Annotated in this window: 17 protein-coding genes; 8 read left to right on the forward strand and 9 right to left on the reverse strand. The window is 72.9% G+C overall.

All coding sequences use genetic code 11. From position 1 onward, the window contains the following. Positions 1–11: 11 nt before the first annotated feature. Complete coding sequence (locus ACF09J_RS16830) at positions 12–1,244, reverse strand: glycoside hydrolase family 18 protein (RefSeq protein ID WP_392306160.1); 1,233 nt, start codon at positions 1,242–1,244, stop codon at positions 12–14. 324 nt (positions 1,245–1,568) lie between these two features. Here ACF09J_RS16830 and ACF09J_RS16835 point away from each other — a divergent pair, with 324 nt between their 5' ends. Continuing rightward, the gene (locus tag ACF09J_RS16835) at positions 1,569–2,741 is read left to right on the forward strand and encodes an acyl-CoA dehydrogenase family protein (RefSeq protein WP_392306161.1); all 1,173 of its coding nucleotides are present in this window, start codon (positions 1,569–1,571) and stop codon (positions 2,739–2,741) included. Here ACF09J_RS16835 and ACF09J_RS16840 read toward each other — a convergent pair. Together ACF09J_RS16840 and ACF09J_RS16845 are read right to left on the reverse strand one after the other, a co-directional pair. Further along, the gene (locus tag ACF09J_RS16840) at positions 2,704–2,955 is read right to left on the reverse strand and encodes a hypothetical protein (protein WP_392306162.1); all 252 of its coding nucleotides are present in this window, start codon (positions 2,953–2,955) and stop codon (positions 2,704–2,706) included. The genes ACF09J_RS16835 and ACF09J_RS16840 overlap by 38 nt on opposite strands. A gap of 182 nt (positions 2,956–3,137) precedes the next feature. Beyond that, complete coding sequence (locus ACF09J_RS16845; protein WP_392306163.1) at positions 3,138–3,584, reverse strand: hypothetical protein; 447 nt, start codon at positions 3,582–3,584, stop codon at positions 3,138–3,140. A 234-nt stretch (positions 3,585–3,818) separates the two neighbouring features. Here ACF09J_RS16845 and ACF09J_RS16850 point away from each other — a divergent pair, with 234 nt between their 5' ends. From ACF09J_RS16850 to fxsA, 4 genes are all read left to right on the forward strand, one after another. After that, entirely contained in the window at positions 3,819–4,259 is a 441-nt protein-coding gene (locus ACF09J_RS16850) for an Lrp/AsnC family transcriptional regulator (protein ID WP_390833124.1), read from the forward strand. 89 nt (positions 4,260–4,348) lie between these two features. Then, on the forward strand, positions 4,349–5,953 hold the full coding sequence (locus tag ACF09J_RS16855; protein ID WP_392306164.1) for an amidohydrolase: 1,605 nt from the start codon (positions 4,349–4,351) through the stop codon (positions 5,951–5,953). Positions 5,954–6,501: 548 nt separating this feature from the next. Continuing rightward, the gene (locus ACF09J_RS16860) at positions 6,502–7,302 is read left to right on the forward strand and encodes a polyprenol monophosphomannose synthase (RefSeq protein ID WP_392306165.1); all 801 of its coding nucleotides are present in this window, start codon (positions 6,502–6,504) and stop codon (positions 7,300–7,302) included. Between the two features lie 85 nt (positions 7,303–7,387). Then, on the forward strand, positions 7,388–7,942 hold the full coding sequence (gene fxsA, locus ACF09J_RS16865; protein WP_392306166.1) for an FxsA family membrane protein: 555 nt from the start codon (positions 7,388–7,390) through the stop codon (positions 7,940–7,942). A 160-nt stretch (positions 7,943–8,102) separates the two neighbouring features. Here the strand turns inward: fxsA and ACF09J_RS16870 are convergent, their stop codons facing one another. From ACF09J_RS16870 to ACF09J_RS16885, 4 genes are all read right to left on the reverse strand, one after another. After that, the gene (locus tag ACF09J_RS16870; protein WP_003977404.1) at positions 8,103–8,477 is read right to left on the reverse strand and encodes an RNA polymerase-binding protein RbpA; all 375 of its coding nucleotides are present in this window, start codon (positions 8,475–8,477) and stop codon (positions 8,103–8,105) included. 279 nt (positions 8,478–8,756) lie between these two features. Continuing rightward, on the reverse strand, positions 8,757–10,106 hold the full coding sequence (locus ACF09J_RS16875) for an MFS transporter (RefSeq protein ID WP_392306167.1): 1,350 nt from the start codon (positions 10,104–10,106) through the stop codon (positions 8,757–8,759). A gap of 74 nt (positions 10,107–10,180) precedes the next feature. Further along, positions 10,181–10,948, reverse strand: a complete 768-nt coding sequence (locus tag ACF09J_RS16880) for a glycerophosphodiester phosphodiesterase (RefSeq protein ID WP_392306168.1) — start codon at positions 10,946–10,948, stop codon at positions 10,181–10,183. 17 nt (positions 10,949–10,965) lie between these two features. After that, positions 10,966–11,595 (reverse strand): YitT family protein, encoded by a 630-nt coding sequence (locus ACF09J_RS16885; protein ID WP_392306169.1) that lies wholly within the window; start codon positions 11,593–11,595, stop codon positions 10,966–10,968. A gap of 99 nt (positions 11,596–11,694) precedes the next feature. Between ACF09J_RS16885 and ACF09J_RS16890 the strand changes: the two genes are divergently transcribed. After that, entirely contained in the window at positions 11,695–13,194 is a 1,500-nt protein-coding gene (locus ACF09J_RS16890; protein WP_392306170.1) for a PLP-dependent aminotransferase family protein, read from the forward strand. A 68-nt stretch (positions 13,195–13,262) separates the two neighbouring features. Here the strand turns inward: ACF09J_RS16890 and ACF09J_RS16895 are convergent, their stop codons facing one another. After that, on the reverse strand, positions 13,263–14,840 hold the full coding sequence (locus tag ACF09J_RS16895; protein WP_392306171.1) for a hypothetical protein: 1,578 nt from the start codon (positions 14,838–14,840) through the stop codon (positions 13,263–13,265). A gap of 41 nt (positions 14,841–14,881) precedes the next feature. Next, entirely contained in the window at positions 14,882–15,076 is a 195-nt protein-coding gene (locus ACF09J_RS16900; RefSeq protein WP_392306172.1) for a hypothetical protein, read from the reverse strand. A 311-nt stretch (positions 15,077–15,387) separates the two neighbouring features. On the opposite strand from ACF09J_RS16900, the gene ACF09J_RS16905 reads away from it, so the two are divergent. Together ACF09J_RS16905 and ACF09J_RS16910 are read left to right on the forward strand one after the other, a co-directional pair. Beyond that, positions 15,388–15,780 (forward strand): ankyrin repeat domain-containing protein, encoded by a 393-nt coding sequence (locus ACF09J_RS16905; protein WP_392306173.1) that lies wholly within the window; start codon positions 15,388–15,390, stop codon positions 15,778–15,780. Between the two features lie 323 nt (positions 15,781–16,103). Beyond that, on the forward strand, positions 16,104–17,522 hold the full coding sequence (locus ACF09J_RS16910) for a HEAT repeat domain-containing protein (RefSeq protein WP_392306174.1): 1,419 nt from the start codon (positions 16,104–16,106) through the stop codon (positions 17,520–17,522). The last annotated feature ends 129 nt before the right edge of the window (positions 17,523–17,651 follow it).

Consider the following 17,651-nt stretch of genomic DNA (forward strand, 5'->3'; position numbering starts at 1 on the left):
GCGACGCCCGGTTAGTCGGTCGCCTTGATCAGCTCGCCGCTCGCCGTGTCCCCGCTCAGCTCCCAGAGGAACGTGCCGCCGAGGCTCTGGTCGTTCTTGTACGCCATCTTCGTCGCGATGGTCTGCGGAGTGTCGTAACTCCACCATTCGTCACCGCACTTGGCGTACGCGGTGCCGCCCACCGTGCCGGTCGCCGGGCACGTGTCCCTGAGCACTTTGTAGTCGTCGATGCCCTGTTCGTAGGTGCCGTTGGCCGGGCCCGTGGCGGTGCCGCCCGGGGCGTCCTGGGTGACGCCGGTCCAGCCTCGCCCGTAGAAGCCGATGCCGAGCAGCAGCTTCGAGGCGGGGATCCCGAGGTCCTTGAGCTTGGCGATGGTCGCCGAGGCGGTGAACTCCTCCTTCGGGATGCCGGAGTAGGAGGTCAGCGGCGAGTGCGGAGCCGTCGGCCCGGTCGCGTCCCAGGCGCCGAAGTAGTCGTAGGTCATGGGGTTGTACCAGTCGACATGGGCCGCGGCGCCCGCGTAGTCGGCCGCGTCGATCTTGCCGCCGTCGCCCGCGTCCGCCGGAATCGCCGCGGTGACCAGCGCGTCGCCGCCGAACTTGGCGCGCAGCGCCGTCATCAGGTTCGTGAAGGCCTCGCGGCCGCTGGTGTCGCAGGTGTTGCCGCAGGCGTTGGGGTACTCCCAGTCGATGTCGATGCCGTCGAAGACGCCCGCCCACTTGGGGTCGTTGACCAGGTCGTAGCAGGACTGGGCGAAGGCGGCCGGGTCCTTCGCGGCCTCGCCGAAGCCGCCCGACCAGGTCCAGCCGCCGAACGACCACAGCACCTTCAGACCCGGGTGCTTCTCCTTCAGCTTCAGGAGCTGGTTGAAGTTGCCGCGCAGCGGCTGGTCCCAGGTGTCGGCGGTCCCGTCCACCGACTCGTCGGCGGTGTAGGCGCGGTCGGTCGCCGCGTAGGCGTCGCCCATGGCGCACCGGCCGCCAGTGACGTTGCCGAAGGCGTAGTTGATGTGGGTGAGCTTCGCCGCGGAGCCGGAGGTCTCGATGTTCTTGACGTGGTAGCCGCGGTCGTAGACGCCCCATTCGGTGAAGTAGCCGACCACTTTGGAGCCCTCGGCGGCCGACGGGGCGGCGGACCGGGTGGGGGTGGCGGTGGCCGTGCTCGCGCCGGCGAGCAGCCCTGCGCCGAGGGCGACGGTACAGGCGGTGGACAGCAGCGCCCGGAGGCGGTGCGGAGTGTGCATCGGTGTCTCCTCGTGGGGGAGAGGGGATCGTGCCGATTTGGCATGAACGCGGAATGCGTTGGTCCGGGGCACCCTAGGAGGACTAGACCAGTGCGTCAATGGTTCGGACCAATTTCGGACCCTCAGGATTTCTGGAAGTAAGCGCTCGTTAACCGGTGACGAGATGCCCCGGATCGGGCATACTCACAGCGCACAGCCGCTGGTCAGCAGCTACCGTGACCCGGGATCGCCGACACCCGGCTGGGCCCGAGAACGACCCCGGCGGAGCCGCCCCACCCAAGGCGCACATCCGCCGATGTGCCCGAAAGGGAGGAGAGCGTCGCCATGCCCGACCGCGCCCCGCAGCCGGTGGACCGGCAACTGCCCACGGAGGAGGCCCGGGATCTGATCTCGCTCGTCCGCGACATCGCGCAGCACGAGATCGCCCCGAAGGCGGCCGAGGAGGAGGACGCGGGACTCTTCCCGCGCGAGGCCTTCACTCTGCTGTCCCGCTCCGGCCTGCTCGGCCTGCCCTACGACTCCGAGTACGGCGGAGGCGACCAGCCCTACGAGGTCTACCTTCAGGTCCTGGAGGAACTGGCCGCGGCCCGCCTCACCGTCGGCCTCGGCCTGAGCGTGCACACCCTCGCCTCCTACGGACTGGCCGCCTACGGCAGCAAGAAGCAGCAGGTCGAGCATCTGCCCGCGATGCTGGGCGGCGGCCTGCTGGGCGCCTACGCCCTCTCCGAGCCGGCCTCCGGCTCCGACGCCGCCTCGCTCACCACCAAGGCGGTCCGGGACGGCGACGGCTGGGTGCTCACCGGGACCAAGTCCTGGATCACCCACGGCGGCGTCGCCGACTTCTACACGGTGATGGCCCGCACCGGTGAGCGGGGCCCGCGCGGGATCACCGCCTTCCTGGTGCCGGGCGACGCCGAGGGCCTGAGCGCCGCGGCCCCGGAGAAGAAGATGGGCCTCAAGGGCTCGCCCACCGCGCAGATCCACCTCGACGGCGTCCGGGTCGGCGACGACCGGCGCCTGGGGGAGGAGGGACAGGGCTTCGCCATCGCCCTGTCCGCGCTCGACTCCGGACGGCTCGGCATCGCGGCCTGCGCCATCGGCCTCGCCCAGGCCGCGCTGGACGAGGCGGTCGGCTACGCCGCGGGCCGGCAGCAGTTCGGACGGCCGATCTCCGACTTCCAGGGCCTGCGCTTCATGCTCGCCGACATGGCGACGCAGATCGAGGCGGGCCGCGCGCTGTACCTGGCGGCGGCGCGGCTGCGGGACGCGGGCCTGCCGTTCGCGCGGCAGGCGGCCATGGCCAAGCTGTTCTGCACGGACACGGCCATGAAGGTGACCACGGACGCCGTCCAGGTGCTCGGCGGATACGGCTACACCACGGACTTCCCGGTCGAGCGCTACATGCGCGAGGCCAAGGTCCTGCAGATCGTCGAGGGCACCAACCAGATCCAGAGGATGGTCATCGCCCGTCACGTAGCGGGTCCCGAGACCCGCTGAGCTGCGCGAGACCGGCCGGTGGCGCCGCCAGGCGGACCCACTCCGGGTCGTGCCGTCCCGGCAGGGTGCGGCCCCGGTCGGCCCAGGCGCGCATCAGGTCGCGGTAGATCGGCGGGTCCGTGGGCTGAGAAGGCGCAGGCGGAACCGATTCTGCGGGCGGCGGCGGCACGAAGATGCGCCGCCGTCGTCCGGCTGCCGGATGCGTGGTGGTCATACCCGGGCAACGCGGCGTACGGCGGACAGGTCACCGCCCGGTGGAATCGAGCGTGAGTTCACCGGCGTCCGGGCCTGCGGCCCTCCGGGAACGCGGGTGGGCTGTTCGGGCACCACGGCGGCCGGCGTGCCCGGCCGTGGTGCGGGGGCGGACGAGGGTGCCCGGCGCTGCCGCGGCGCCGCTCAGGCGGCGTACCGGCGCAGTTGCGGCACGCGCATCGGGCGGGAGCCCGGACCGCCGACGTGCGAGAACGGCTGCGTGCGCCAGTCGAGTCCCTGCGGAAGCGTCAACAGCAGCGCGGTGTCCTGCTCCTGAGGATCGAAGGACTCGTCCGCGGGCCGGGCCTCGGACGCCCAGCGGCCCGTACCGGCGCAGACCGTGAGCCCGAACGGGTTCCACGGCGAGGCGCACAGCGCGTGCTCCGGGAGCACCTCCTCGTCCGCCAGCAGGGCGATGGGCTGCGCGCACTCCGGGCACATCACCCGGTACATCTCGAAGGTGTCGTAGGCGTCGGCTTCGGCGCCGTCCGCATCGTCGTCGGTATCGGATTCGAGCCACTCCGGCTGGAGCTCGACGACCGACTGCCGTCGCCTGGGCACAGAACGACCAGGGCGCTTGAGACTCTGCATGGGATTCTCCCCCTAAGGCTGGGCCGTGAAGGCGCTGCGGCCTCGACCACAGCAAGCACTTCCCGTCCGGTCTCGCCGGTAATCACGAGAGCATCACGGAGGGGCTTCGAGGCGTGTGGCGTTGGTCACATGCCGCCCGCAGGTGCCCGCCGTGGTGTGTTTGTCCGCCAACGGGGCACGACCCGGGCCGTTCGGCTGTCCCGGGAGTTCAGGCGCCCTGTAGGTTCTTGCGCCATGGAGGAGCTGGACCGACAGATCGTGCAGCTGCTCGTCAAGGACGGGCGGATGAGCTACACCGACCTGGGCAAGGCCACCGGTCTGTCCACGTCGGCCGTGCACCAGCGGGTGCGCCGGCTGGAGCAGCGCGGCGTCATCCGCGGCTATGCCGCGGTCGTCGACGCCGAGGCCGTGGGGCTGCCCATGACCGCCTTCATCTCGGTCAAACCCTTCGACCCCAGCGCCCCCGACGACATCGCCGACCGCCTGGCCGGCGTCCCCGAGATCGAGGCCTGCCACAGCGTCGCCGGCGACGAGAACTACATCCTCAAGGTCCGCGTCTCCACCCCGCACGAGCTGGAGGAGCTGCTCGCCCGCGTACGCACGCTGGCGGGCGTCTCGACCCGTACGACGGTGGTCCTCTCCACCCCGTACGAATCCCGCCCGCCCCGCGTCTGACCCCACCTGGCGGGCCCCCGGCGGAGCGCCGGAGTACGTCGGGGCGACCTGCCTGCCGGGGGGTTCGGGGGAGGCGGGAGACTGGGGGCATGAGTGAGCGTGCTGCCGAGGTCCGGACCGTCCTGCTGCGCAGGGGCGAGATCCACAGTCCCGCCGACCCGTTCGCGACCGCCATGGTCGTGGAGGCGGGCCAGGTGGCCTGGGTCGGCTCGGAGGGGGCGGCGGACGCCTTCGCCGACGGTGTCGACGAGGTGGTCGACCTGGACGGCGCCCTCGTCGCCCCGGCGTTCACCGACGCCCATGTGCACACCACCGCCACCGGCCTCGCGCTCACCGGTCTCGACCTGTCCGACGCACCCACCCTGGAGGCGGCGCTCGCCCTGGTACGGGACTTCGCCGCCGCCCGTCCGGACGACCGCGTTCTGCTCGGCCACGGATGGGACGCGGCCCGCTGGCCCGGCGGACGCCCCCCGACGCGCGCCGAACTCGACGAGGCCACCGGCGGACGGCCGCTCTACCTCAGCCGCATCGACGTGCACTCCGCGGTCGTCACCACCGCGCTCCTCGACCTCGTACCGGAGGTCAAGGGGCCCGTGGACGGCCCGCTGACCGCCGACGCCCACCACGCCGTGCGGGCGGCCGCGTTCGCCGCCGTCACGCCCGCCCAGCGCGCCGAGGCGCAGCGCGCCGCGCTCGCCCGCGCCGCCTCCCTGGGCATCGGCTCGGTGCACGAGTGCGGCGGTCCGCGCATCTCCTCCGAGGACGACTTCACGGACCTGCTGCGGCTCGCCGCCGACGAACCGGGCCCCCGGGTCGTCGGCTACTGGGCGGAGCAGGACGTCGACAAGGCGCGCCGGCTGGGCGCCCTCGGCGCCGCGGGCGACCTCTTCGTCGACGGCTCCATCGGCTCGCACACCGCCTGCCTGCACGCGCCGTACACCGACGCCGACCACACCGGCACCGCCTACCTGGACGCGGCCGCCGTCGCCGCCCACGTCGCCGCCTGCACCGAGGCGGGCCTCCAGGCGGGCTTCCACGCCATCGGCGACGCCGCCGTCACCGCGGTCGTCGACGGCGTGCGCGCCGCCGCCGAGAAGGTCGGCCTGGCCCGCGTGCGCGCCGCCAGGCACCGCGTCGAGCACGCCGAGATGCTCACCCCGGAGACCGTCGCCGCCTTCGCCGAACTCGGCCTCACCGCGTCCGTACAGCCCGCCTTCGACGCCCTGTGGGGCGGCGAGGAGGGCATGTACGCCCAGCGCCTCGGCGCCGAGCGGGCGCGGACGCTGAACCCGTTCGCGTCCCTGCTGCGCGCCGGCGTCCCCCTCGCGTTCGGCTCCGACAGCCCCGTCACGCCGCTGGATCCGTGGGGCACGGTCCGGGCGGCGTCCTTCCACCGCACTCCCGGGCACGGTGTCTCCGTACGCGCCGCGTTCACCGCGCACACCCGCGGGGGCTGGCGGGCGGTCGGACGGGACGACGCGGGCGTCCTGGTGCCCGGCGCACCGGCGGACTACGCCGTCTGGAGCACCGGCGAACTGGTCGTCCAGGCCCCCGACGACCGGGTCGCGCGCTGGTCGACCGACCCGCGTTCCGGAACGCCCGGACTGCCCGACCTCACCCCTGGGCGTGACCTGCCCGTCTGCCTGCGGACCGTGGTGGGCGGACGGACGGTGTTCGTACGGCCGGGCGAGTGATCTCCCGCGGGCGCACGGCGCCGCCCCGCGCCCGCCGCTCGGTCGCGCGACCTGCGCATCCTCCGCACCGGCCCGGCGGCCATGGGTATTTGCACAGGTCAAGGCGCTGGTTGACAGGCGACGGCAGCGGGCCGGTAGGTTCTGCCGGGTCCACCACCGGACGCCCGGCCGGGGAACTTCCGTTCCCGCGTCACGGCGCCGCTGGGTCAGGGACGGTGTGCCGCACCGGGTCACCGTCGCTGGGAGCCAGGCTCAGCGCCCGCGTCCGCGGAGGAACGTTCCGGACGGTCGGCAAGGTGTGACCGGGGTGGGGCCCGGGCGCTCAGTAGACAACGGCTTTCGGTCGATCCGCAGCCAGCGGGTCCCAGGTCGGCCCGAAGGGCGCCGGGCCCCCATCCGCCGCGCGGGCGGACTCCATGGCACGATCGGAGCGAGCGCTCTTACCCCGCTCTTGCCGAATCGACACCCCCGTACAGCCTGCGATGTCACGTCCTCGCAGGCCGGGGCCACTATGGTGGTCCCCTGCGTACGGACATGAAGGGGCAGCAGTGAACGACGGCGACGGCAACCCCGCGGCCGGCTCCCGGGACAGGCGACCCGGCCCGCTCGGCACGGCCTTGGTGATCATTCCGACCTACAACGAGGCGGAGAACATCAAGACGATCGTGAGCCGGGTGCGCACGTCCGTTCCCGAGGCGCACGTCCTCGTGGCCGACGACAACAGCCCCGACGGCACGGGCAAGCTCGCCGACGAGTTGGCGGCCGAGGACGGGCACGTGCACGTGCTGCACCGCAAGGGCAAGGAGGGACTCGGCGCCGCCTACCTGGCGGGGTTCCGCTGGGGCCTGGAGCGCGACTACGGCGTCCTGATCGAGATGGACGCCGACGGCTCCCACCAGCCCGAGGAACTGCCCCGCCTGCTGACCGCCCTCAAGGGCGCCGACCTGGTCCTCGGCTCCCGCTGGGTGCCCGGCGGACGCGTGGTGAACTGGCCGAAGTCCCGCGAGTTCATCTCCCGCGGCGGCAGCACCTACTCGCGCCTCGCCCTCGACCTGCCCCTGCGGGACATCACCGGCGGCTACCGCGCCTTCCGCCGGGAGACGCTGGAGGGCCTGGGCCTGGACGAGGTCGCCTCGCAGGGCTACTGCTTCCAGGTCGACCTGGCCCGCCGCGCCGTGAAGGCCGGCTACCACGTCGTCGAGGTTCCCATCACCTTCGTCGAGCGCGAGCACGGCGACTCCAAGATGAGCCGCGACATCCTCGTCGAGGCGCTGTGGCGGGTCACCGCGTGGGGTGTGGGCGAGCGGGTGACCAGGATCACCGGCCGGGGCGGCAAGCCCCAGGCATAGGGTCCTCCGTCCGGATTCGGCCTGATTGCTGCGCGAGGCACCGGCCCTTATCCGGCATTGAGCAGCCGCCAGGCACACTGGGAGCATGACGACTGGCGCTCCGACCTCTTCGTACTCCGCCCGGCCCCGGCGTTCCGGGCCCCGCCGGTATCTGCCGCTGGTGCTGGTGGCGTGGATCGTGCTGGAGATCTGGCTGCTGACGGTGGTCGCCGGAGCGGCGGGCGGGTTCACGGTCTTCGCGCTGCTGGTCGCCGGCGTCGTCCTCGGCGCGGTGGTGATCAAGCAGGCGGGCCGCCGCGCCTTCCAGAACCTCAACGAGGCACTCCAGCAGGGCGGCGCCCCCTCCGCGCGCCGCGGTGGCAACGGCCTGATGATGCTGGGCGGCCTGCTGCTGATGATCCCCGGTGTGATCTCGGACGCGGTGGGCCTGCTCCTGCTGCTTCCGCCGGTCCAGCAGGCCGTGAGCCGCTACGCCGGGCGGACCGTCGACCGCAGGCTGCGCGAGGCCGGCCCCGGCACCCTCGGCGACGCCTTCCAGCAGGTCCGCATCCACCGCCCCGACGGCAAGGTGGTCCAGGGCGAGGTCATCAGGGACGAGCCGGACGCCCCGGACGAGCAGCGCCCGCCGCTGACCCGGTGACATGAGGGACATCCGGAACCGGGGCGAATCCCTCGTGGGCTGCCGGAGAACCCGGAAAAGAACACAATGGCAGCGGGCGCCGTACAGGATCGTACGGCGCCCGCTGCCATTGGTGTGCTGCGTGGCGTGCGCTGCGAATCGGCCCGGCCCCCGGCGGGGACTACGCGCTCTTGCGGCTGTCCCGGGGATGGACGGCGATGTTCATCGCGCCGGACCGCAGCACGGCGAGGCGCTCCTCGAGGACCTCTTCGAGCTCCTCGCGGGTGCGCCGCTCCATCAGCATGTCCCAGTGCGTACGCGCCGGCTTCGCCTTCTTCTCCTCCGGCCCGTCGCCATCCACCAGGAGTGCCTGGGCCCCGCAGACCTTGCACTCCCACTCCGGCGGGATCTCCGCCTCGACCGAGAAGGGCATCTCGAAACGATGCCCCTTCTCGCATGCGTACTCCACGGCCTGGCGCGGGGCCAGGTCGATACCGCGGTCGGTCTCGTAGCTGGTCACCACGAGGCGCGTGCCGCGAAGAGCTCGCTCACTCATGAATCGTGCCTCCCGGGCTTGTCGCCCACAGGACAGGTGTCGCTGTCGTCGTCATCCGGTCAACGTCCGGTCGGCGGTAAAGATTCCCGTTCCGATGTCCCGTTCCGGGTCATGCGTCGCCGTCGTAGCCGCAGCCTTGTCAACCAGTGCAGTACCCACCGGCGCCCGGTTTGTCACATCCGTAAGGAGATGTCACCCAGCGTTTCGGCATCTTTGACACGCAGTAACGGTACGCCTGGCAGGCCAAACGCGTACACTACCGCCCTTTCGCCTTGAGTGCTAAATCCGCTCGGGAACCGGATTGCCGGCGTCGCCGATCGCACGGCGCACCGGAACCCGGGCGAGCAGCACGAACCCGATCGCGAAGAACGCCACCAGCGAGATGATCGCGTCCCGGTAGCTGCCGGTGAGCTGGTAGGTGATCCCGAACAGCAGCGGTCCCAGCCAGCTCATGCCCCGGTCGCTCATCTCGTACGCCGAGAAGTACTCGGCCTCCTTGCCGGGCGGGACCAGGTGTGAGAACAGCGACCGGGACAGCGCCTGGCTGCCGCCGAGCACCAGCCCGATCCCGGCGGCCAGCACGAAGAACCACATCGGCGCCCCGGCCGGCAGGAAGTACCCGGCCGCCAGGATGACCGCCCACGCGGCCAGCGAGCCGAGGATCGTGCGCTTGGCCCCGTACCTGTGGGCGAGCCGTCCCATGCCGAGCGCCCCCGCCACTGCCAGCACCTGCACCATCAGCACCGCCGTGATGAGTGTCGACTGGCTCAGGCCCAGCTCCCGTGAGCCGTACACCGAGGCCTGCGAGATCACCGTCTGGATGCCGTCGTTGTAGACGAGATAGGCGAGCAGGAAGGACAGGGTGAGCGGTTTGCCCCGCATGTCCCTGACGGTGGCGGCGAGTTGGCGCCACCCGTGGACCGGTGCCGCGGCGGGGGCGGTGCGGCGGTCGCGCAGCCGCTTCAGCGGGACGAGCGTGAAGAGGCCCCACCACAGACCGGCCGAGGCCAGGCAGATGCGCACGGCCGCCGACTCGGAGACGCCGAAGGAGTCGTGGGCGGTGAACAGGACGAGGTTCGCCACCAGCACCAGTGAGCCGGCCGCGTAGCCGAAGGCCCAGCCGCGCGAGGAGACCGCGTCCCGTTCCTCGGGCGCGGCGATCTGCGGCAGGTAGGAGTTGTAGAGGACCATCGACACGGCCACCGACGCGTTGGCGACGATCAGCAGCAGACCGCCCAGCAGATAGCGGTGGCCGTCCAGGAAGAACAGGCCCGTGGTGGCGCCGGCGCCCACGTAGGCGGCGGCCGCGAGGAGCGGCTTCTTGCGGCCGGTGCGGTCGGCCGCCGCGCCGGCCATCGGCATCAGCACGATCGCCACGATCACCGACACCGAGACGCAGTACGCGAAGAACGACCCGGCCCGCACCGGGATGCCCAGCGGATGCACGAACCCGTCCGGGTCCGCCGCCGACTCGGCCACCGCCGTGAGATAGGGGCCGAGGAACACGGTGAGCACACTCGTCGAGTAGACGGAGCACGCCCAGTCGTAGAAGTACCATCCGCGCTGCTCGCGGCGCCGGTCGGCGGCCTCGTCGCCGGCCTGCCCTGCCCGCACGGTGTCACTGCCCACCCCGTGCCCTCGCTTCCCCGCTGGTTCCCCTGTTGCCGACGGTCCGCGACGGCGGACGGGAGCGTTCCGGGGCGTCAGGCCCAGACACCCCGCTCCTCCATGACCTTGCGCAACGTGTCGATGTGATCGGTCATGATGCCATCGACACCGAGGTCCAGGAGCCGGTGCATCAGGGCGGGGTCGTTGATCGTCCACACGTGCACGTGCAGCCCGCGCGCGTGGGCGGCGCGGACGAACCGGCCGTCGACCACCGGGACGCCGTACTGGGAGACGGGCACCTGCGCGGCCACCGCGGACCGGCGCGGCACCGCCGGCAGGCCCCAGGAGCGCAGCCGCAGCGCCAGCACCCCCCGGGTGCCGTACGAGGTCGCCAGCCGCGGCCCGGCCAGCCGCTGCGCCCGGACCACGCGGGCCTCGGAGAACGAGCCGACGCAGACGCGGTCCCAGGCGTTCGTCCGCTCGATCACGTCCAGCAGGGGGCGCAGGGCGGGCTCGGCCTTGACGTCGACGTTCCAGCGGACCTCGGGGAACGTCTCCAGCAGCTCCGCGAAGAGCGGCACGGGTTCCCGGCCCGCCACGCGCGCCTGGCGCACGTCGTCCCACGGCAGGTCGGCGATCCGGCCCGCCCCGTCGGTCACCCGGTCCAGGGTCGCGTCGTGGAAGGCGACGAGCCGGCCGTCCGCCGTGGCGTGGACGTCGGTCTCCATGTAGCGGTAGCCCAGTGCGGCCGCGCGCCGGAACTGCGCCATGGTGTTCTCCAGCCCGTCGGCCGCCCCGCCGCGGTGCGCGAACGGGATGGGCCCCGGATGGTCCAGGTACGGGTGGCGTACGGGCGTGGTCACGCACGCAGTATGGCTCGTCAGGGTGTCCCGGCGGCAACGGTCTTGTCTCCGGCCGGCGCCGGAACGGCGAACAGCCGCAGGAAGAGCTGGGCCAGCGGGCCGATCGAGATCGCGTACAGCACCGTGCCGACGCCGATCGTGCCGCCGAGGACGAAGCCGGTGACCACGACCGCCACCTCAACGGCCGTCCGCATCAGGCGGATCGAGCGGCCGGTGCGCTGGTGCAGTCCCGTCATCAGCCCGTCGCGGGGGCCGGCCCCGAAGCGGGCGGATATGTAGAGGCCGGTGGCCACTCCGTTGAGCACGATGCCCGCCACGAGCAGCGGTATCCGGACGGCCAGGGCGCGGGCGTCGGGCAGCAGGGCCAGGGTGCCGTCCATGGCGAGACCGACGACGAAGACGTTGGAGACCGTGCCGACGCCGGGACGCTGGCGCAGCGGGACCCACAGGAGCAGCACCACGGCGCCGACGATGATCGCGACCGTGCCGATCGTCAGGCCGGTCAGTTCGGACAGGCCCTGGTGCAGCACGTTCCACGGTTCCAGTCCCAGGCCCGCCCGGACGAGGAGTGCGGAGCTCGCGCCGTACAGCACGAGGCCGGCGTAGAGCTGGATCAGTCGGCGCCCTAGGCGGGCCGGTGCGGACAAAGTGTCCCCCTGGTGGTGGAAGTGGCCTGGTGGATGACACTCTGTGGTGGGGGCAGATGTTCCATCCATGGCCAATTCTAGGAAGGTGGACTGGTCGTCATGGCGCAGTGGACCTCGGCAGTGGGAGCCGCGCAGCTCGCTCGGCTGCTCACGTCGCAGCAGGACCGCCCGGCGGGCCCGGGCTCACGCCGCCCGCCCGCCTACCGGGCGTTCGCCGACGGCATCCGGCTGCTGGTGCTCGAAGGCCGGGTCCCGGTCGCCGCCCGGCTGCCCGCCGAGCGCGAACTCGCCCTTTCCCTCTCCGTCAGCCGCACCACCGTCGCCGCCGCGTACGAGGCGCTGCGCACCGAGGGATTCCTGGAGTCCCGGCGCGGCGCGGGGAGCTGGACCGCGGTGCCGGCCGGCAATCCGCTGCCCGCGCGGGGACTGGAGCCCCTGCCGCCGGAGGCGCTGGGCTCGGTGATCGACCTGGGCACCGCGGCCCTGCCCGCCCCGGAACCGTGGCTCACCCGCGCCGTGCAGGGCGCGCTGGAGGAACTGCCGCCGTACGCCCACACCCACGGCGACTATCCGGCCGGGCTGCCCGCACTGCGGTCGATGATCGCCGAGCGGTACACCGCGCGCGGGATCCCCACCATGCCCGAGCAGATCATGGTGACGACGGGCGCCATGGGCGCCATCGACGCCATCTGCCACCTCTTCGGGGGCCGCGGAGAGCGCATCGCCGTCGAGTCGCCGTCCTACGCGAACATCCTCCAGCTCATGCGGGAGGCGGGCGCCCGCCTCGTGCCCGTCGCCATGGCCGAGGGACTCACCGGGTGGGAGCTGGACCGCTGGCGCCAGGTGCTGCGCGAGGCCGCGCCCCGGCTCGCCTACGTCGTCGCCGACTTCCACAACCCGACCGGCGCGCTCGCCGACGAGGAGCAGCGGCGCCGGCTGGTGGAGGCGGCCCGCTCGGCCGGGACGGTGCTCGTCGTCGACGAGACGATGAGCGAGCTGTACCTGGATCCGGGGCTGGAGATGCCGCGCCGGGTGTGCGCCTTCGACCCGGCCGGATCCACGGTGATCACCGTCGGCTCGGCCAGCAAGGCCTTCTGGGCCGGGATGCGCATCGGCTGGGTGCGGGCCGCCCCCGACGTGATCCGCAGCCTGGTCGCCGCTCGTGCCTACGCCGACATGGGCACCCCCGTGCTGGAGCAGCTGGCCGTGAACTGGCTGTTCAGCACCGGGGGGTGGGAGGAGGCCGTGGAGGTCCGGCGGGTCCAGGCCCGCGACAACCGGGACGCCCTGGTGGCGGCGGTCCGGCGCGAGCTGCCCGGCTGGGAGTTCGAGGTGCCCGGCGGCGGCCTCACGCTGTGGGTGCGCACCGGCGGCCTCTCGGGCTCCCGCGTCGCCGAGGCCGGCGAGCGGGTGGGCGTCCGTGTCCCCTCGGGTCCCCGCTTCGGTGTCGACGGGGCCTTCGAGGGCTATGTACGGCTGCCGTTCACGGTCGCGGGAGCGGTGGCGGAGGAGGCGGCTACGCGGCTTGCGGCGGCGGCCCGGCTGGTGGAGGCGGGAACCTCCGGTGGGAGCGAGTCCCCTCGTACGTTCGTCGCCTGAGCACTGCCGGGAGCGCGTGGCTCCCCCGGGCCCATGAGGGCCCGGGCCGTCACCGAGGCCGAAAGGCTTCACGAGGGCTCCGCGACCGCTTCCGTCACGGCCTCCGTGGGCTCCGGCACCCGCTCCCCGTCGGCCGGTGTGGTCTTCGGCGGCAGAAGATCGAGCACGGCCTGCCGATGGGCGTCGTTCGCCGCGTCGTCGTAGGGGTCGGGCGTGGCCGGCACCTGGAGCCGGTGGACCGGCTTCGTCCCCAGCCGGGCGTACCCGCGTCCGGCCGGGACGACGGGCAGCGGCGTCGTGTGCGGCGGCGCCCCCAGCACCGCCTTGAGCTGCTCCGCCGTCGCCGGCCCGAGGACGACACGCGCGCGCGTGTGCTGCCGTACCGCGTCGCTCAGCGCCTCCGCGCAGTCGAACTGCTCGGCCACGACCACCGCCACGTTGACCGCGCGCCCGTGCCGCAGCGGAACCTGGAGCAGCGCCTGCGGATCCTTGCGGCCGTCCGCCGCGGCCAGGTGCGTGAACGCGGTGGGCCGGTCGAGCAGCAGCCACAGCGGTCGCCTGGTGTCCTCCGGCGGCGGATGGCCCGCCTGCCGCGCGCGGTTGACGGCGATCAGCCGGCGCTCGGTCTCGGTGGCCGCCCACTCCAGGCTCGCCAGCACCCCGGCCAGCCCGCACTCGACCGCCAGCACCCCGTCCCGGCCGGTCAGGCAGGCGAACTCGCCGGTGCCTCCGCCGTCCACGATCAGCACGTCGCCGTGCTGGAGGGCCTGGAGGGCGAGAGAACGCAGCAGTGTCGAGGTGCCGCTGCCGGCCTGGCCCAGGGCCAGCAGGTGCGGCTCGGTGGAGCGCCGGCCCGTGCGCCAGACGACCGGCGGCACGTCGCGCTGCTCCTCGCCGTAGCCGAGGGGGAGCGTGCGCTGCACCTCGGTGGGGTCGGTGAAGCCGAGCACGGTCTCGCCCGGCGCCGTGACGAAGCGCTGCGCGGCGATGTCCGTGGGCAGCGGGGCGAGGGCGGTGAAGGCGAGCTGGTTGCCCTCCTCGTCCCAGGAGAAGAGGTACTCGCGGCCGCGGCCGGCCTTGGCGGTGAGCAGATGCTCGATCCGCGCGCGGGACTCGGCCTCGCCGTCGGTGAAGTACGCGGGGTACCGGACCACCAGGTGGCGCACCCGCCCGGAGTCGTCGAACTCGTAGGCGGGGAAGGCCTTCTCCCACGCGCCGCCGTGCGCGTACAGCGGTGCCGGGTCCTCGGCCGCCGAGAAGTAGGGCACCAGGGCCTCATAAAGCAGTGCCAGGCGCCGGGCGCGCGACTCGTCCGGGCCCTCGGGCTTCGCCGGGGTGCGGTCGCGGCCGTGCCAGGCCGCCGCCGCCATCAGTACGACGGCGGCGAGCAGCGGGCCGTACGGCACCAGCGCCACGACAAGGAACAGCGACGCCACGAGGAACAGCAGCGGGCCGCGCCGGTCCTTCGGCGTGTCCGACCACTTGCGCCGTCCGGCGGAGGCCAGCCGGCGCAGACCACGCGTGATGGTGATCAGCGGGTGGAGGACGTCGGTGGCGCTGTCCGCCGCCGTCCGTGCCAGCTCCCGGCTCCGGGTGAGCTGCGCGCTGCCTGTGCTCAGAATGCGGGGGAGGGGGCGCCGGGCCACTGCTGCCTCCTGGAGATGCGGTACGGGAGGGACGGACGTCGTCAGAACCTCATGCCGCCCAGAAGGCTCGCCAGACTCTCGCCGCCGGCCTTGATGCTCGGGGCGATGGCCGTGCTCGAGAGGTAGAAGCCGAACAGCGCGGAGACGCACGCGTGCGACGGCTTCAGCCCGTCCTTGCGGAAGAAGACGACGACGACGAAGCCGAACAGGATTACGCCTGAGACGGAGAGGATCATGGGAGGTCTCCTGGTGTCGAGTGGGGACAATCACCCTGAGTTCTTCCAGCATCACAGCATGTATCCATATGACAAAAGGTGCAACTGGGTGAATTTCGTTCGATTTCCATCGGGTGGCGGAGTCCCCTGAGATGCCTGAGCGGCACTGTGGCGTCCGACCACGTCCGTGGTGATCTTTACCTCGGGCGCCCCCGGTCATGTGGCGCACGAGCCAGTACGCTGGCGATTCACCCGTACGGCCGACCAGCCTGGACCGCCGTACGCTTGCTCCCCGCAGTACCGAACGTTCGCAGTGAGAGGCGGTCCGGCCGATGAGTGAAGCCCCCGACCCGGAGGTCGTGGAGCTGGCGACCAAGATCTTCGATCTGGCCCGGCAGGGGCGGACCGAGGCCCTCGTGGCGTACGTCGACGCGGGCGTCCCGGCCGACCTCACCAACGACCGCGGCGACTCCCTGGTGATGCTCGCCGCCTACCACGGCCACGCGGCCGCGGTCCGCGCGCTGCTGGCCCGGGGCGCCGACGCCGACCGCGTCAACGACCGGGGCCAGACGCCCCTCGCCGGAGCGGTCTTCAAGGGCGAGCTGGAAGTGATCAAGGCCCTCCTGGAGGGCGGCGCGGACCCGTCCGCCGGCACCCCCTCGGCCGTCGACACGGCCCGGATGTTCGGCAGGGCGGAGCTGCTGGAGATGTTCGGCGAGAGCTGATCCCCAGGGCCGCGAGCAGCCGCTCCGGCCTCCTGACCAGGAACGGCACGGACAACGGGGGAGGCGGTACGGGGCCGCCGGAAATTTCGGTCGCGGCAGCGCGGGCGCCGGGTCATCATGACGTCGTGGTTCACGGACGCGATGGCTGGGCAGGTGTTGCCGCACCGCGCGGGCTGTGATCAGGCCCGTATGGGCCACCGACGAGAGGCAGAGGAAGATGGTCTACAGCAAGCAGCGGACGGCGGGCGCCCCGACGTGTTGTCGCGCGGCCAGGTAGTGCGAGTTCCCCGGTTGCGTCGACGCTTGATGTGAGGCTGTTTCCCATGTTCGATCCGGTCATAGCGCCCAGCGGTACGCTGCTCGGCCTGCTCCAGCGGGGCCGCGGCGACGGCACGCTGCACGCGCTCACCGCCCCCCGCGCCGAGGCGCTGGCGGCACTGAACCACTGCGTGCTGCGCGACCCGCGCCACGACTGGCAGGTGGAGAACCGCTCCCTGTACTACGCCCGGCTCTTCCTCGACCTCGACGGCGAACCGGACGAGATCGAGGCGCACCTCTTCGACTCCGAGGACGCCCTCGACACCGACGAGTCACGCACCGGACTCGCCCTCGCCGTGCTCGGGCACCTCGCCTCCTACGGCAGGCGCGACGCGCTCGCCCTGCTGCGCCGGTACGCCGCCACGGGCGCCAACTGGGCCTGGGCCCTGGACGAGCTGGCGCTCAGGGACGACGACGCGGGACTGCGCGCCCTCGCCGCGCCGGTCCTCGCCCGCTTCTCCACCGACGCCGAGGGCGAGGCCGAGCTGGCCGCAGCGGTGCGCGACGCCTTCGAGCCCCGGCCGTGGCGGCTGTGGGCCGACGACCCGCGCGAGTCGGTCGCCACGCGCGTGCGTGCCGCGCACGAGGCCGGCTCCTTCGACCTGTGGCAGCGGCAGATGCGCCCCACCGGCCCCCGGCCCGGGTGGAGCGTGCGGGCGGTGTTCGACTGGGCCCAGCAGGGCGCCGACCGCGGCACGGCCCGCCATGTCCCGGCCGCCCGCTGTCTCACCGCCGTCGCCGGACCCGGGGACCGGCCCGAGATCCTGCGCGCCGCCCGGGCGGGCACCGACGCGGCCCGCTGTACGGCCCTGCGCTACCTCGCCGACGGCGACGACCCCGACGCCCTGGACCTCGTCGAGTCCGCGGTCTCCGACGGTTCGGCCACCGTGGTGGAGGCGGCCGTCGAGGCCTTCGAACGCATGCGCGGCGCCGCCGCCGTCGACCGGGCGCGCGGCTGGGCCCGCCGCCCCGACCCGCTGGGCGCCGCCGCCGGACGCGTGCTCGCCTGCCGGGGCACGGTACGGGACCGCGACCTCGTCCTCGCCGCCCTCCGGGAGGCGGTCCGGGGCGAAGGCCCCGACGCGCCCACCCTGTGGACCCTCGTCGACGGCGCCGGACGGCTCGTCATCACCTGCGCCGCGCCCGTTCTGCGTCACATCTACCGCGAGACCGCCTCCTCCCATCTGCGCGGCCGGGCCGCCCGCGCCCTCGCCGCCACCGACCCCTCCTTCCCCGCCGGATTCGCCGTCGAATGCCTGTGGGACTGCGAGGAGACCACCCGCGAAATCGCCGCCCGGCACGCCGAGACCGGTGACACGCGCGTCGTCGAGCGACTGCGCAGGCTGGCCTCCGACCCGGCCGAGGAGGACGAGGTCCAGACCGCCGTACGCAGCCGGATCGGACCGGACGCGCCCACCGCGTGAACGCCCGGTGACCCGGGGGCCAGGAGCGCGCGGCCGGGAGCCGTCCCGCAGGGCCGCACAGCCCAACGCTCATGGGACGTTCCACGTCCGGAAAGATCCACGTTGACGCGGGCACGTCCAGCACGGCGA

Origin of the sequence: Streptomyces sp. NPDC014889 (genome assembly GCF_043081205.1) — a bacterium.
Taxonomy (GTDB): Bacteria; Actinomycetota; Actinomycetes; order Streptomycetales; family Streptomycetaceae; genus Streptomyces.

Bases quoted from the DNA above. Each gene is read 5' to 3' on its own strand.
- ACF09J_RS16840 (WP_392306162.1), bottom strand. From the start codon at position 2,955: ATGACCACCACGCATCCGGCAGCCGGACGACGGCGGCGCATCTTCGTG.
- fxsA (WP_392306166.1), top strand. From the start codon at position 7,388: ATGACGACTGGCGCTCCGACCTCTTCGTACTCCGCCCGGCCCCGGCGT.
- ACF09J_RS16835 (WP_392306161.1), top strand. From the start codon at position 1,569: ATGCCCGACCGCGCCCCGCAGCCGGTGGACCGGCAACTGCCCACGGAG.
- ACF09J_RS16890 (WP_392306170.1), top strand. From the start codon at position 11,695: ATGGCGCAGTGGACCTCGGCAGTGGGAGCCGCGCAGCTCGCTCGGCTG.
- ACF09J_RS16850 (WP_390833124.1), top strand. From the start codon at position 3,819: ATGGAGGAGCTGGACCGACAGATCGTGCAGCTGCTCGTCAAGGACGGG.
- ACF09J_RS16855 (WP_392306164.1), top strand. From the start codon at position 4,349: ATGAGTGAGCGTGCTGCCGAGGTCCGGACCGTCCTGCTGCGCAGGGGC.
- ACF09J_RS16845 (WP_392306163.1), bottom strand. From the start codon at position 3,584: ATGCAGAGTCTCAAGCGCCCTGGTCGTTCTGTGCCCAGGCGACGGCAG.
- ACF09J_RS16900 (WP_392306172.1), bottom strand. From the start codon at position 15,076: ATGATCCTCTCCGTCTCAGGCGTAATCCTGTTCGGCTTCGTCGTCGTC.
- ACF09J_RS16830 (WP_392306160.1), bottom strand. From the start codon at position 1,244: ATGCACACTCCGCACCGCCTCCGGGCGCTGCTGTCCACCGCCTGTACC.
- ACF09J_RS16870 (WP_003977404.1), bottom strand. From the start codon at position 8,477: ATGAGTGAGCGAGCTCTTCGCGGCACGCGCCTCGTGGTGACCAGCTAC.
- ACF09J_RS16905 (WP_392306173.1), top strand. From the start codon at position 15,388: ATGAGTGAAGCCCCCGACCCGGAGGTCGTGGAGCTGGCGACCAAGATC.
- ACF09J_RS16910 (WP_392306174.1), top strand. From the start codon at position 16,104: ATGTTCGATCCGGTCATAGCGCCCAGCGGTACGCTGCTCGGCCTGCTC.